The 14,324-nt window shown below is 74.2% G+C and carries 10 protein-coding genes; 6 read left to right on the top strand and 4 right to left on the bottom strand.

Annotated elements, in window-relative coordinates; translation table 11 throughout:
• Positions 1 to 101 precede the first annotated feature (101 nt).
• Entirely contained in the window at positions 102 to 2,345 is a 2,244-nt protein-coding gene (locus tag ACY34I_RS13565) for an MMPL family transporter (RefSeq protein ID WP_462755284.1), read from the bottom strand.
• Between the two features lie 469 nt (positions 2,346 to 2,814).
• Between ACY34I_RS13565 and ACY34I_RS13560 the strand changes: the two genes are divergently transcribed.
• The 4 genes from ACY34I_RS13560 (at position 2,815) to ACY34I_RS13545 (ending at position 7,074) form a co-directional block, all read left to right on the top strand.
• Positions 2,815 to 4,461 (top strand): PKD domain-containing protein, encoded by a 1,647-nt coding sequence (locus ACY34I_RS13560; RefSeq protein ID WP_462755282.1) that lies wholly within the window; start codon positions 2,815 to 2,817, stop codon positions 4,459 to 4,461.
• Positions 4,462 to 4,669: 208 nt separating this feature from the next.
• Positions 4,670 to 5,158 carry a SigE family RNA polymerase sigma factor gene (locus tag ACY34I_RS13555; RefSeq protein ID WP_462755280.1) on the top strand — a complete coding sequence of 163 codons (489 nt, stop codon included), beginning with the start codon at positions 4,670 to 4,672 and terminating at the stop codon, positions 5,156 to 5,158.
• Positions 5,151 to 5,846: a hypothetical protein gene (locus ACY34I_RS13550; RefSeq protein ID WP_462755278.1), complete on the top strand. Its 696-nt coding sequence runs from the start codon at positions 5,151 to 5,153 to the stop codon at positions 5,844 to 5,846. The genes ACY34I_RS13555 and ACY34I_RS13550 overlap by 8 nt, the downstream gene beginning before the upstream one ends.
• Before the next feature lie 220 nt (positions 5,847 to 6,066).
• Positions 6,067 to 7,074 (top strand): NAD-dependent epimerase/dehydratase family protein, encoded by a 1,008-nt coding sequence (locus ACY34I_RS13545; protein ID WP_462755276.1) that lies wholly within the window; start codon positions 6,067 to 6,069, stop codon positions 7,072 to 7,074.
• 64 nt (positions 7,075 to 7,138) lie between these two features.
• Here the strand turns inward: ACY34I_RS13545 and ACY34I_RS13540 are convergent, their stop codons facing one another.
• Entirely contained in the window at positions 7,139 to 8,113 is a 975-nt protein-coding gene (locus ACY34I_RS13540) for an Acg family FMN-binding oxidoreductase (protein ID WP_462755274.1), read from the bottom strand.
• Between the two features lie 176 nt (positions 8,114 to 8,289).
• Here ACY34I_RS13540 and ACY34I_RS13535 point away from each other — a divergent pair, with 176 nt between their 5' ends.
• A complete protein-coding gene (locus ACY34I_RS13535; RefSeq protein ID WP_148801905.1) occupies positions 8,290 to 8,928 on the top strand; it encodes a response regulator in 639 nt (212 codons plus the stop codon).
• A gap of 46 nt (positions 8,929 to 8,974) precedes the next feature.
• Here ACY34I_RS13535 and ACY34I_RS13530 read toward each other — a convergent pair whose 3' ends face one another.
• Positions 8,975 to 10,648 (bottom strand): sensor histidine kinase, encoded by a 1,674-nt coding sequence (locus tag ACY34I_RS13530; RefSeq protein ID WP_462755469.1) that lies wholly within the window; start codon positions 10,646 to 10,648, stop codon positions 8,975 to 8,977.
• A gap of 92 nt (positions 10,649 to 10,740) precedes the next feature.
• On the bottom strand, positions 10,741 to 11,751 hold the full coding sequence (locus tag ACY34I_RS13525; RefSeq protein ID WP_462755271.1) for an Acg family FMN-binding oxidoreductase: 1,011 nt from the start codon (positions 11,749 to 11,751) through the stop codon (positions 10,741 to 10,743).
• A gap of 191 nt (positions 11,752 to 11,942) precedes the next feature.
• Between ACY34I_RS13525 and ACY34I_RS13520 the strand changes: the two genes are divergently transcribed.
• Positions 11,943 to 14,291: a heavy metal translocating P-type ATPase gene (locus ACY34I_RS13520; RefSeq protein WP_462755269.1), complete on the top strand. Its 2,349-nt coding sequence runs from the start codon at positions 11,943 to 11,945 to the stop codon at positions 14,289 to 14,291.
• Positions 14,292 to 14,324: the final 33 nt, after the last annotated feature.

Genomic DNA, 14,324 nt, shown 5'->3' with positions numbered 1-14,324 from the left:
ACCCGGCCTGTCACCCGCCTGACACGACCCTGACACGGCCGCTGACACGGCGTACCCCGCCGAAAGGACCCGCGCCGGGGCGCGGGTCCTTTCCTTCGTTCCTAGCTCACCGGGACCGGCTCGCGGGCGGGCGCCGGCTCGTCCTCCCTCTCCTCGGCCACCTCACCGTGCGACAGCGTCGGCAGCCAGTTGAGCCAGCTCGGCAGATACCAGGCCCGGTCGCCGAGCAGTTTCATCGTGGCCGGCAGCAGGACGGCGCGCACGATGGTGGCGTCGATCAGGATGGCCACCGCCAGTCCCACGCCCATCTGCTTGAAGCTGAGCAGCGACATGGTGCCGAACACCGCGAACACCGCCACCATGATGAGCGCGGCGTTGGTGACCACGCCCGCGGAGGCCTTGATGCCGTGGGTGACCGCGCGCTCCGTGGACATCCCGCTGTCGTACGCCTCGCGGATCCGGCTGAGGATGAACACCTGGTAGTCCATCGACAGCCCGAACAGGATGACGAAGAGGAACAGTGGCAGCCAGTTGACGATCGCCCCCGGCGTGAAGCCGAGCAGGTCCGCGCCGTGCCCGTCCTGGAACACCAGCACCAGCACGCCGTAGGCGACGGCCACCGAGAGCAGGTTGAGCACGATCGCCTGGATCGCCACCATGATCGACCGGAAGCTGCTCAGCAGCAGGAAGAACGCCAACAGCAGCACGAACACGAGGACCAGCGGCGCGGTGCGGGACATCTGCCGGTTGAAGTCCACGGTGGCGGCCATGGCGCCGGTGACGTACGCCCGCGCGCCCGGCTGTGCGCCGACGGTCTCGGGCACGATCGTCTCCCGCAGCGCCGCCACCGACTTCCGGCCCTGCTCGCCGTAGCCGATGCTCAGCGAGACCGTGGCCACCGTCTTCGCCGGGTTCACCTGCACGCTCACCGGTTCGTGCGCCACGCCCGTGGCCAGCGCCCGATCCTTGAGCCGCCCGATCGCCTCCTGCATCGCGGGGCTGGACACGTCCGGCGCCTGGACCGCCACGGTGGCCGGCTCGTTGCCGCCCGGGAAGGCCCGGTCGATCGCCTTCAACGTGGCCGCGATCGGGTAGTCGCCCTGCAGGTCGTCGATGCCGGGCTGGCCGAGCCGCATCCCGACGGCGGGCACCGCCAGCGCGACGAGCACGCCCACGGTGAGCACGGTGGACAGCCACGGCCGGCGCAGCACGCCGGTGAGGATCAGGTTCCACACCCGGCCGCCGCCGTCCCGGCCGCCCAGTCGCCGTGGCCAGGTGACCCGGCCGCGGGTGACCACCCGGACGATCCCGTGGATCACCCGGGCGTCGACCGCGTCACCGAACACCGCGAGCGCCGCCGGCAGTACGGTCACCGAGGCCACCATCGCCGTGAGGACGACCAGGATGGTGCCCTGCGCGAAGCCCATGAACACGCCGTGGCCGGTGAGGAACATGCCGGCCATCGCCACGATCACGGTGACGCCGGAGATGAGCACCGCCCGGCCGGAGGTGGCCGCGGCGATCTCCAGGGCGCGCTCCTTGGACCGGCCTCTGGCCCGCTCCTCCCGTTCCCGGCGCACGTAGAACAGTGAGTAGTCCACGCCGACGGCCAGCCCGATCAGCAGCATCATGTTGGTGGTCGTGTCGGCCACGTGCAGCAGCTTGCTGGCCAGGGCCAGCAGGCCGGTGGCGGCGAAGAACGCGGTCATCGACACCCCGAGCGGGATGAGCATGGGCAGCAGGGTGCCGAAGGCGATCAGCAGGATGAGCGCGGTGATCGGCAGCGACAGCGCCTCGGCCCGCTGGAAGTCCTCGTTGACCGCCACGCCGGCCAGCCGCTGCATGCTGGCCGCGCCCGCCTGCTCCACCCGCAGGTCGGGGTGGCGGTCCTGCACGCCGGCGACCGCGTCGAGGACCGGCTGGACCCGCTCGTCCGCGGTGTCGCCGGCCCCGGTCATGTCGAACAACACCAGCGCGGTGGTCCCGTCGGCGGTCCGCGGTGCCGGGGCGGCCGGGTCGTACGGCGTGCGCAGGTGCTCCACCTGCCCGGTGGCCTGGACCGCGCTCGCGACGTCCTGCACCGCCTGGCGGAACTCGGGGCTGTCCACCGTGATCCGCCCGTCGCGGGCCTGGACCAGCACCATCTCACCGGCCACATCGGGGAAGCCGGCCTCGTCGATGATCTGCTGGGCCCGGCGCGAGTCGCCGTTCTGGCCCTCGTAGCTCTTCATCGGGGTGGTGCCCACCGCGTTGCCGACGACGGTCGCGAGCACCACGAACGCCAGCCAGAGCAGGATGGCCCACCACCGGTGACGTGCGCTCCACCCGCCGACACGGGCGGCCACATTCCTCGTTCCCCTGGCCCGTTCCCTGGTCAATTCTCGCCTCCGCCGTCTGTGCTGAACGCTGTTCGTGGTTGCGCGCCCCACCACGCGCGTCTTCTCGACCGCGGCTCGTCCTCGTGGCGTACGCCGTCGAGCTTCGGCGATCGACTGAAGCAACCAGGCCTCGAGACAGCCTCGACGCCGCCCACAGCAACCACCCGCCCCGCCACGTACGGCGGCCGGCCGCGGACCAGGCGCGCCGCGCCAGCGGCGCCGCGGTGGTCTCCGGCCGCCTGCTCGCCGAGCCCAGCCGGGCGTCTCCTTCGGCTGGTCGCCGGTGCCCGGCCGGCCGCAATCGGGCCGCCCGCACCGGCACATCGGTCACCCGCCGTTCCGTCAACGGCATCCCGCGGGTCCACCCAACGGGCCATGGATGGCGCGGGATCGCCCGTGACAGGGTGAGGATCCGCAGACCAGAGGAGGCGACCGCATGCGGTCAGGCACCGTACGACGCGGCACCCGCATCATCGGCCGGCTCGGCGTCGCCGCCCTGCTGGCCGGGATGGGCGTGCTCGTCGGAGGATCACCCGCCCAGGCGACCGCCACCCGCACCGTGGCGTTCTGGAGCATGGACGAGCCGGTCGGGTCGACCGTGCTCATGGACAGCAGCGGCAACGGCCGCAACGGCACCGTCGGCGCCGAGGTGGTGACCGGGGTGCGCTACGCCGGGTCGACCGGGCACCGGTTCGCCACCCACCTGCCCAGCGACATGGAGTACGTGCCGGGGCACGTGGACCTGGTCCCGCACAGCACCGACTTCAACCCCGACGCGGGGGACTTCTCGTTCACCATCCGCTACCGGACCACGTACTCCTTCGGCAACATCCTCCAGAAGGGACAGGGCGCGACGGCCGGCGGCTACTGGAAGTTCGAGGCCCCCGGCGGCAAGCCGAAGTGCCTGTTCCGCGGCGGCGACGGCGCCTCGCGTACCGGCTACACGGACGTCTCCATCGCCGACGGACAGTGGCACACCGTGACCTGCAACCGCACCTCCAGCTACGTGGAGATGTACGTCGACGGGGTGCGGACCAGCCGGCTGACCGGCCCGACCGGCACCATCGCCAACAACTGGCAGCTCTCCATCGGCGGCAAGAGCTCCTGCGACGGCGTAAAGGTCACCTGCGACTACTTCGCCGGCGACATCGACTACGTCAAGATCCTCAAGGGCGCCGGCGGCACCGCGAACCAGCCGCCGGTCGCCGACCTCGTACCCTCCTGCGCCGGCCTGGTCTGCACCTTCTCCGGCGCCAGCTCCACCGACGCCGACGGCGCGATCCAGGACTACCGCTGGGACTTCGGCGACGGGACGGGCGCCGACACCGTCTCGGTGCCGACCACCTCGCACGCCTACCCGACCGCCGGCACCTACCCGGTCACGCTCACCGTCACCGACGACCGGGGCGCCACCGCCACCACCACCGTCCAGGTGACCGTCGCGCCGGTCGCCGAGCGGATCTCCTTCGTCGGGCAGGCCACCGCGAACGCCAACTGGACCAGCCACACCGTGACGGTGCCGTCGACCGTCCAGCCGGGCGACACCCTGCTGCTCCTGCTCAGCCAGAACACCCACACCGGCACCGGGCAGCCCACCGGGGTCACCGGCTGGACCCAGCTCGACCGCCTCGACGGCGGCTTCGCCACCACCACCGCCTGGTGGAAGGTCGCGGCGGCCGGCGACGCCGGATCGACCGTACGGGTCGCCCTCGACGCGCAGTCCAAGGGCAACCTGATCGTGGCCGCGTACCGGGGGGTGGCCCCGACCGAGCCGGTCTTCGCCCGGGCCACCGACCCGGCCAGCACCGCCACCCGCACCACCCCGTACGCGTCGGTGACCGCGGACCAGAGCTGGGGGGTGTCGTACTGGCTGCACGGGGACGGCGCGTCCACCATGCTGACCCCGCCCTCCGGCGTCGCGGTACGCAGCAACAGCTCGCAGACCGGCGGGGGACGGGTGACCGTGCTGCTCGCCGACTCGGGGAGCACCGTGCCGGCCGGCAGCTACGGCGGGCTCGTGGCGGTGGGGGCGGCGGCGAGCACGACCACCACCACGTGGACTTTCATCCTCCGCCCGGCTTAGCGGCGTGGGCTGGGGGCGAGGTGACCGGCTCCGGGCGGTCAGGCTTGATCCCTGCGCCGGTCACCCTCGCCCCCAGCCCCGTCGGGCGCCTTCGCCGCCCGTCCCTTGCGCGCCTTTCCGGTACGTCCCGTCGTGTTCGGCCGACGGTGCGAGCAAAATCGTCCTGGAAGCCTGCAGCGTGACGACCCGCCCCTGCGTGTAGTCGTCGATGACAGACTTCGACGACTTCTACGCGGCGCACTACGCCGACCTGACCGTGCAGGTGTACGCCTACTTCGGCGATCGGCACGAGGCGCAGGACGTCGTCCAGGAGGCCTTCTGCCGGGCGCTCATGCGCTGGCGGCGGGTCTCCGGCTACGACGACCCCGTTGCCTGGGTCCGTCGGGTCGCCTGGAACCTCGCGACCAGCCGTTGGCGGCGGATCCGCACAATGCGGGCGTTCCACAGCCGCCAGCACGGTGAGCCGGTCGTCGAGGGGCCGGGACCCGACCGGATCGCCCTGATCGGGGCCCTGGCCTCGCTACCGGCCGCGCAGCGGCGGGCGATGGTACTGCGCTACCTCGCCGACCTTCCAGTCGCCGAGATCGCCGACCGTGAGGGGGTGCCCGAGGGCACCGTCAGGTCATGGCTCCACCGCGGTCGCGCTGCGCTCGCCGCGAGCCTCGGACCCGCACAGATGGAGGTACGGCATGGCTGAGGAGTTCACCGAGGAGCAGACCAGCGAGGCCTTCGCTCTCCTGCGTGCCGAGGCGCTGACGCACATCCGTCCACCGGGAGCCGCCCAGGCGCTGCGGACGGTGCAGCGTCGTCGCCGCACCGGGGTCGCTGCGGTGGCCGCCAGCGTAGCGATCGCGATGGCCGGTGGCGCGGCGGTGGCGAACCTGGTCGACGCCGACGCCGCCCCGCAGCCAGCGGCGCCGAGCCCCTCGCCATCCCCGTCGGCGCTCTCCTCGGCCCAGCTCGACCACCTGGCGGCCAGAGCGTCCGCCGGGCTCGGGCTCAACTCCGTGAACAACCGGAAGCGCAAGAGTGAGGGCAAGGGGCCGATCATCATGAGCAGCGGCGATCGCGTCCTGCGGGGCCATCTGGGCCTCAGCGGCACGGGTTACAGCGAGAACAAGAGCGGCGTCTACGTGCTCGAGATCCTGTGCGTCGGCGAAGGGACGCTCCGTGCGCGATTCTGGGCCGGGGACTCGACCGCGAAACCGCCCCGACCCACGCCCTCGCCCGACTCCCCGGACCTGCGCGTGCCCTGCGGCGACGAGCTGACACCGGCCACGGCCAGCGTGCGCGCGCCCTGGCCGGCACGGGTCTACGTCTCGATCGAAGCCGACCAGACGGCCGTCGGGCGCGCCGCCTACGCCTCCCTGGTCCGCGTGCCGTAGCGCCGCGCTCAAGGTCGGCGAACGCTGCGGCGACCAGTCTCGGTTGATCCACTCCATGTCGCGGAAACGGCGGTATCCGGCAACGCCGATACCGCCACATCCCGTACCTGGAGTCGATCACGCGTCGGCGGCGGGGCGGCGGGAAGCTTCTGCCCTGGGCAGATCCGCTCACCGTGAACATCCCTCGCCGCGGAGCGGGGCGCGGGGCAGGGTGGAACGCATGCGACTGCTGGTGTTGGGTGGGACAGGATTCGTCGGTGGGGCCGTGGTGGCCGAGGCCGCAAGCCGAGGCTGGTCGGTGACGGTGTTCAACCGAGGGTTGCACGGTGACGTGCCGCCGGGCGTACGCCGGTTGCAGGGGGACCGGACGGTGCCGGACGGGCTGGCGGCGCTCGCCGGCGGTGAGTGGGACCTGGTGGTGGACACCTGGGACGGCGCGCCCCGGGCGGTGCGGGACGCGGCCCGTGCGCTCGCCGATGCGGTGCCGCACTACGTCTACGTCTCCAGCGGATCGGTCTACGCCGAGCCGGTGCCGCCCGGCGTGGGCGAGGAGGCGCCGGTCGTGGACGCTGCGGCCGACGCGGTCGACGGTGGCTATCCGCAGCTCAAGGCGGGCGGGGAGCGGGCCGCGGTGGAGGTGTACGGGGAGCGGGCGTTGCTGGCGCGGGCCGGGTTGATCCTCGGGCCGGGCGAGGACATCGGCCGGCTGCCGTGGTGGTTGCAGCGGATCGCCCGGGGCGGTCCGGTGCTGGCCCCGGGCCCGCGCGACCTTCCGCTGCAGTACGTCGACGCGCGGGATCTCGCCGGCTGGCTGCTGGACCGGGGCGCCGAGGGTGTCGGCGGTGCGTACAACGTGGTGAGCCGGACCGGGCACGCGACGATGGGTGAGCTGCTCGACGCGGCCGTGGTGGCGACCGGCGCGGACGCCGATCTGCGCTGGATGGACCCGGAGCCGATCCTGGCCGCGGGCGTGGAGCCCTGGAACGACCTGCCGATCTGGATTCCGGCGGGCCACCCGTACCGGTGGTTGCAGGAGCGGGGCGTGGAGCGGGCGTACGCGGCGGGGCTGGTCTGCCGGCCGGTCGCCGAGACGGTCGCCGACACCTGGCGTTGGCTGCGCGAGGCCGGCCAGGTGCCGCCCCGCGCCGGGCGGCCGGCTCGGGCGGCGGTCGGGCTCGACCCGGAGCGGGAGGCGAAGTTGCTGGCCGGGTTCACCCCGACGGCCTGACGGCGCCGGACCTGCCGGCCGCCATCCTGCGGCGACGCCAGGACCCGGACCGGGCGCGGCCAGGTCAGGCGGGCACCACTGGCAGGTCCAGCACCTCCCCGACCGGGCGGCGCGGGGTGGCGCTGCCGGGCTGGCCGTAGCCGATCCGCATCACCATCTGCGGGGTGCCGAACCGGCCCAGGGACAGCCGCAGCGCCTCCCGCGCGCCGGGCACCTCGATCGGCTGGGAGATCAGCGACACGCTGAGCCCGGCGTCGGTGGCGGTGAGCAGCACCCGTTGCAGGGCCTGCCCGGCGATGACCTGGTCGGTGGCGGTGTTCCCGGCCGCGCCGAGCACGGCGACCAGGGGCTCCGGCTCGAAGTCCCGGCCCGGTGCCCGGTGGCGGCCGCCGAAGTCGCGCTGCGGCAGCAGGTCCTGCGGCTCGCTCCGCGGCCCGCCCGCGGTGGCCGGTACGCCGTCGGGTGACGGCTCGCCGCGGATCCACTCGGCCCGCTCGGCCACGTACGCGGGGTCGCGTTCGAGGACCCGGTGGGCGCTGCGGGCGATCTCGGCGAGCGCGTTGACCGGGCCGGCGCCGATCACCAGCTCCAGCCAGCACTGCTCGGCCCGGGCGGCCTCGGCGAGCCGCCAGCGGGCCTCGGCCGGGACCGGGTCGGGCCAGAACGGGGCCCGGTTGCTGAACCGGCGGCCGATGGCGGCGTACAGGCTCTGCTCGGCGGGGGTGGGGCGGCGCGGCAGGTCCGGGACCAGCCGCGCGACCACGTCCGGGTCGGCGGGGTACGGGCGGAGCCGGACCCGGGCCGGCGTGCCCGCCACGGCGAGCGCCAGCCGCAGGTTGAACAGGGCCGCCCCGCAGGCGATCCGGCTGCCCCAGCCGCTCGGATCGGCGGCGGGCAGCCGGCGCAGCGGGTCGACGGAGAGTTCGATCCCGCCGTCGCGCAGCCGGAACCGCCACGGCTGGGTGTTGTGCAGGGACGGTGCCCGGACGGCGTCGCTGGCGGCGGCCCGCAACTGCTCGACGCTGAATCCCGTGGTCATGGTGGTGCTCCTTCCGTGGCAGGTGGTGCGCGCCTCCCGGTTGGTTCCACGGTGCGGCAACCAGCGGCTTCGCGAGCAGGGCCGGAGGTCCCACCTGGGCGGGCCCGTCTGCCCCGCGGCGCGGTAGGGACCTTCGGCCCGTGCCCAGCGCGGGGGAGGCGGGGTAGAAAGGACGGATGATCCGGGTGTTCCTGCTCGACGACCACGAGGTCGTCCGTCGTGGCCTGGCCGACCTGCTCACCAGCAGCGGCGACATCGAGGTTGTCGGCGAGTCCGGCTCCGCCCAGGAAGCGGCCCGCCGGATCCCGGCGCTCCGCCCCGATGTGGCGATCCTGGACGCCCGGCTGCCCGACGGCAACGGCATCGACGTGTGCCGGGACGTCCGGGCCGTGGACTCCTCGATCAAGGGGCTGATCCTCACCTCGTACGAGGACGACGAGGCGCTCTTCGCCGCGATCATGGCGGGTGCCGCCGGATACGTGCTCAAGCAGATCCGGGGCACCGACCTGGTGGACGCGGTCCGCCGGGTGGCGGCCGGGCAGTCGTTGCTCGATCCGGCGATCACCACCCGGGTGCTGGAGCGGATCCGCAGCGGCGTCGAGGAGCCGCGCGAGCTGAAGTCCCTCACCGAGCAGGAGCGGCGGATCCTGGAGTACGTGGCCGAGGGGCTTACCAACCGGGAGATCGCCGGCAAGATGTTCCTCGCCGAGAAGACGGTGAAGAACTACGTCTCCAGCGTGCTGGCCAAGCTCGGCCTGGAACGGCGTACCCAGGCGGCGGTGCTGGCCACCCGGCTGCTCGGCCCGCGGCGCTGACCGCGCCGGCCGCCGGGACGCCGGTCGGCGGGGCCCGCCGGTCCGGTCAGTCGCGCAGCGGCACGCTCCAGCGCACCTCAGTGCCGTGCGGGGCTACCCGGCCGAGCTGGAAGTCGCCGCCGAGCCGCTCGGCCCGCTCCCGCAGGTTCACCAGGCCGCTGCGGGCCGCCTCCGGGTCGCAGCCGACGCCGTCGTCGGTGACGATCACGGTCACCCAGCCCGCGTCGACCCGCACCGCCACCGACACCCGGTCGGCCTGCGCGTGGCGTACCGCGTTGGACAGCGCCTCCCGCAGCACGGCGGTGAGCTCGGGTCGCAGCTCGTCCGGGACGGCGCTGTCGATCGGGCCGCTGAGCTCCAGGTGTGGCCGGTAGCCCAGCGACTCGGCGGCCACCTCGATCGCCTCGCGGATCTCGGTACGCAGCGCGGCGCTCATCGGGGTGCGCAGCTCGAAGATGGTGCGGCGGATGTCCCGGATGGTGGCGTCCAGGTCGTCGACGGCGGCGTTGATCCGCTTGGCCACCTCGGGCCGCATCGCCACGGGGGCGGTGCTCTGCAGCTGCAGGCCGGTGGCGAACAGCCGCTGGATCACCACGTCGTGCAGGTCGCGGGCGATCCGTTCGCGGTCTTCCAGGACCACCAGCAGCTCCCGCTCCTCCTGGCCCCGGGCCCGCTCCATGGCCAGCGCGGCCTGGCCGGCGAAGCTGTTCAGCAGCGCGGCGTCGTCCTCACCGACGGGACCGTGGTCGGGCCGGTGGGCGATCACCAGTACGCCGTGCAGAGCCTCCGCCGCGGCGAGCGGGGAGACCACCGCCGGCCCGGCGACCACCGGCCGGGGCCAGGGAGCGGCCTCGGCGAGGTTCGCCAGCAGCTCGTGGCGGCCCTCGGTGACCGAGCCGGCGAAGGTGGCCTCGGTGGCGGGCAGCACCACACCGACCAGGTCCCGGGCGGCCCCGTCGGCGCCGTCGGCCACCTCGACGGTGAACTGGCCCTCGTCCTCGTCATAGAGCAGCAGCAGGGCCAGCTCCGCCTCGGCGACCTCCCGGGCTCGCCGGGCCACCAGGGTCAGCGCGTCGGTACGCCGTACCTCGCCTAGCAGCACCGAGGTGATCTCGGCGGTCGCGGCCAGCCAGCGCTCCCGCCGGTGGGCCAGCGCGTAGAGGCGGGCGTTCTCGATGGCCACGCCGGCCGCGGCGGCCAGCGCCACCACGATCTCCTCGTCGTCCTCGGTGAACTCGGCCGCGCCCTGCTTCTCGGCGAGGTAGAGGTTGCCGAAGACGTGGTCCCGGATGCGCACCGGCACGCCGAGGAAGCTGTGCATCGGCGGGTGGTGCGGCGGGAAGCCGTACGACTTGGGGTGCTGGGTGATGTCCGGCATGCGCAGCGGCCGGGGGTCGTCGATGAGCAGGCCGAGCACGCCCCGGCCATGCGGCAGCTCACCGATCTCGGCGTGCAGTTCGGGGCTGATGCCGTGGATGATGAAGTCGTGCAGCAGCCGGTCGGGGCCGATCACGCCGAGCGCGCCGTACTTCGCGCCGACCAGCTCGCACGCCGACGCCACGATCCGCTGCAGGGTGCTGCGCAGGTCGAGGTCGGAGCCGATGCCGACCACCGCGTCGAGCAGGGCCCGCAGACGTTCCCGGCTGGTGACCACCTCGCCGACCCGGTCGAGCATCTCCTGCAGCAGCTCGTCGAGCCGGACCCGGGACAGCGGGGTCAGCCCCAGCGACGGGGTGACGTGCTCGTTCCGTGGATTCGGTGCGCTGGCCACCGGCCGATGCTATCGCCCGGGGGACGTCGGGAACGAGCTCGTCAAGCGCTGCCGGCGCGGACCGCCGAGGTGTCGACGATCTCTTCGGTGCGGAGCCGCGGGGTGTGCGGCGGCCCCGCGTGCGCCGGGTCCGCGAGCCCCAACCGCAGCGCCAGGTAGGGGAAGCCGAGCCCTGCCAGCAGCCGGCGCACCGTCTGCCGGGTGCCCTCCACCTCCACCACGCCGCTGAGCGGCACCAGCGACGCGCCGAGCCGGGTTGCGGTCAGCCAGGCGGCGGAGAGCCCCTCACCGGCGCGCAGCCAGTTGTCCGGTTCGTCCTCGGCGTTCCAGAGGATCCCGTAGACGGCCGCCCGGTCGTGCCCCGGGCCGACCGGCAGGGTGCCGGGACGGCCGAAGTCCCGGGCCGGCACGGTGGTCTGCGGGGCCTGCTCGGGCAGCACCTCGGGCGGCAGCCCGGTGCCGGTGTCGGCCCGGCTGGTCCAGTAATCGAGCTCCTCGCGGGTTTCCGGGTCCTCCGCCGTCACGGTGGCGGCCTGCCCGGCCGCGGCGGCCAGTTCCATCACCTGGTCGAAGTCCAGCACCTCCAGCCGTACGCCCTCGGCGAGGGCCGCCTGCACGATCTCGTTGAGGGCCGGGCCGGGCAGCGGCTCCTCGCTCACCGGCCGGCGGTCGGTGTGCCGGACCTGCATGCACTGCACGAGGCGCATCGCGTCCGGGTCGGCCCCGGTGTGCCGGAGCCCGGTGAGCCGGGCGAGCAGTTCCGGCTGCTCCGGGTCGGGCAGCCGCTCCACCAGCGCCGTCCAGCCCTCGGCGGCCAGCGCCACGCGTGCGTGGTGCAGCGCCGCGCCGCAGCTCAGCGTCACCAGCCGGCCCTCCGGGTCGGTGGCGGTGAGCCGGGCTTCCCGCACCATCCGCAGCTCCAGCGCGTCGGGGAGGACCGTCCAGCGCCACGGCTGGGTGTTGTGCACCGAGGGGGCGCGACCGGACGTCGCGGCGGCCTCGGTGAGCGCGGTGGTCAGCGCGCGGTCGGTGGCCGGCGTCTCGTGGCTCATCGTCACGACCTTTCCCGTTTCCGTCATCGTGCCTCACCCCGGCCGGGTCCCGGGCGGCGTTGCCGCTCCATCCTCTGGCATGCGCAGGGCGGACGCACGGTACGCGAGTCCCCCACATCCGGGCCCTTCGGCCCGCGCCCGATTGCCCCGGTTGCCCTGCCCACAGCCCGCGCCGTTGAGACGATCCGCAGGTGGGGGCGGAACCGCGCGAGTGCGTACCGGAGCGGCCGGTGCCGGAGCACCGGACGGACTGGCGGCTGTGGGTGCCGCTGACCCTGCTCACGGTGGCCGTGTTGGTGGGTGCCGGGTTGTGGCTCGGCGGGCTGCGGGGCGCGGCCCGGCTGGTCTGGGCGGCGGTGACCGTGGCAGCGCTGGTGCCGGCCACCTGGACGACGCTGCGGCAGTTGTGGCGCCGGCAGTTCGGGGTGGACGTGATCGCGGTGCTGGCGTTGGTCGGCACGTTGCTGGTCCGCGAGTACCTGGCCGGTGCGGTGATCGCGGTGATGGTCGCCACCGGGCAGGCGCTGGAGAGCTACGCGGAGCGCCGGGCCAGCCGCGACCTGCGGGCGCTGTTGGAGCGCGCGCCCCGGCAGGCCCGGCGGCGTACCCCGGACGGCGGGATCGAGGTGGTGCCGCTGGACCGGGTGGCGGTGGGGGACCGGTTGGTGGTCGGCCCCGGCGACGTGGTGCCGGTGGACGGGACGGTCGAGGAGACCGCGACGCTGGACGAGTCGGTGGTCACCGGCGAGTCGCAGGTGGTCACCCGCGCCGCCGGCGAGCAGGTGGCCAGCGGTGTGGTCAACGCGGGGGCCGGGTTCGGGCTGCGGGCCCGCAGGAGCGCCGCGGAGAGCACGTACGCCGGGATCGTCCGGCTGGCCGAGGAGGCGACCGCGCACAAGGCGCCGATGGTCCGGCTCGCCGACCGGTACGCCGCCGCGTTCGTACCGTTCACCCTGCTGGTGGCCGCGATCGCCTGGCTGCTCTCCGGGCAGTTCCTCCGGGCGGTGGCGGTGCTCGTGGTGGCCACCCCCTGCCCGCTGCTGCTGGCCACCCCGATCGCGATCGTGTCCGGGCTGTCCCGGGTGGCCCGGCGCGGCGTGCTGGTCCGCGAGGGCGGGTCGCTGGAGCTGCTGGGCCGGGCCCGCACCCTGCTCATGGACAAGACCGGCACGCTGACCGCCGGCCGTCCCCGGGCCGCCGAGACGGTGGTGGCGCCCGGCGGCGACCGGGACGAGGTGCTGCGGTTGGCCGCCTCCGTCGAGCAGCTCTCCCCGCACGTGCTGGCCGCCGCCCTGGTCCGGCAGGCCCGGGAGCAGGGGCTGCCGCTGGCCGAGCCGACGGACGTCACCGAGGAGCCGGGGCGCGGGGTGACCGGCCGGGTGGACGGCCGGCTGGTCCGGGTCGGCCAGCTCGCCGGCGAGCCGCCCGAGTGGGCCCGTCGGGCCCGCGAACGGGCCGAGCTGGCCGGCCGCTCCACCGTCTGGGTCAGCGACGACCAGGGTCCCCTCGGCGTGATCCTGCTGGAGGACCCGGTACGCCCCGACGCCCGGCGTACCGTGCGGCGGCTCCGGCAGGCCGGGCTGGACCGTCTGGTGATGGTGACCGGTGACCGGCCGCGCACCGCCGAGCAGGTCGCCCGGATCGTCGGTGTGGACGACGTGATCGCCCAGTGCTCGCCGCAGGCGAAGGTGGCCCGGGTCAAGGAGGAGTCCGGCCGCGCGGTGACCGTGATGGTGGGCGACGGCGTCAACGACGCGCCGGCCCTGGCCGAGGCGCACGTCGGGGTGGCGATGGGCGCCACCGGGGCGACCGCCTCGGCCGACGTGGCCGACGCGGTGCTCACCGTGGACCGGCTGGACCGGCTCGCCGACGCCGTCGAGATCGCCCGGTACGCGCGCCGCATCGCGGTGCAGAGCGCCACGGTCGGGATGGGCCTGGCCGTCGTGGCAATGGTGGCGGCCGCGGCCGGCGGCCTGCCTCCGGTCGCCGGGGCGTTCCTCCAGGAGGGCATCGACGTGCTGGTGATCGTCAACGCCCTTCGCGCCCTACGGGGCGGTCTGCGACACCGGGACGTCCCGCCGGAGACCCGGGAGATGCTCGACCGGTACGCGGGCGAGCACGGCGGGGTACGGGACGTGCTGACCCGGCTGCGCGACACCGCGGACCTGGTGGCGACCCGCCCCGACGCGCCAGAGTGCGTGCCGGCGCTGCGGGAGGTGCACCGCCGCCTGGTCGACGAGGTGCTGCCGCACGAGGCGGCCGAGGAACGCCAGCTCTACCCGGCCCTGGCCGGCCCGCTGGGCAGCGAGGAGGCGACCTCGACGATGAGCCGCGGGCACGTGGAGATCAGCCGGCTGGTGGACCGGATCGGCGGTCACCTGGCCCAGCACCCGGACGGCCGGCTGCGCCGCGATGAGGTGCCCGACCTGCTGGCCGCGCTCTACGGGCTGGACGCCGTGCTCCGGCTGCACCTGGCTCAGGAAGAGGAGGACTACTTCTCGCTCAATCCCACCGACGGGGGCCCGGGCCACGGCCGGTGACCGCCCGACATCATCCACTCACCGGTCCCGCCT

It is taken from the genome of Micromonospora sp. RTBAU3-60 (genome assembly GCF_054963695.1).
Note: the sequence above shows the minus strand (reverse complement) of the source record. Positions and strands in the feature narration are given on the sequence as shown.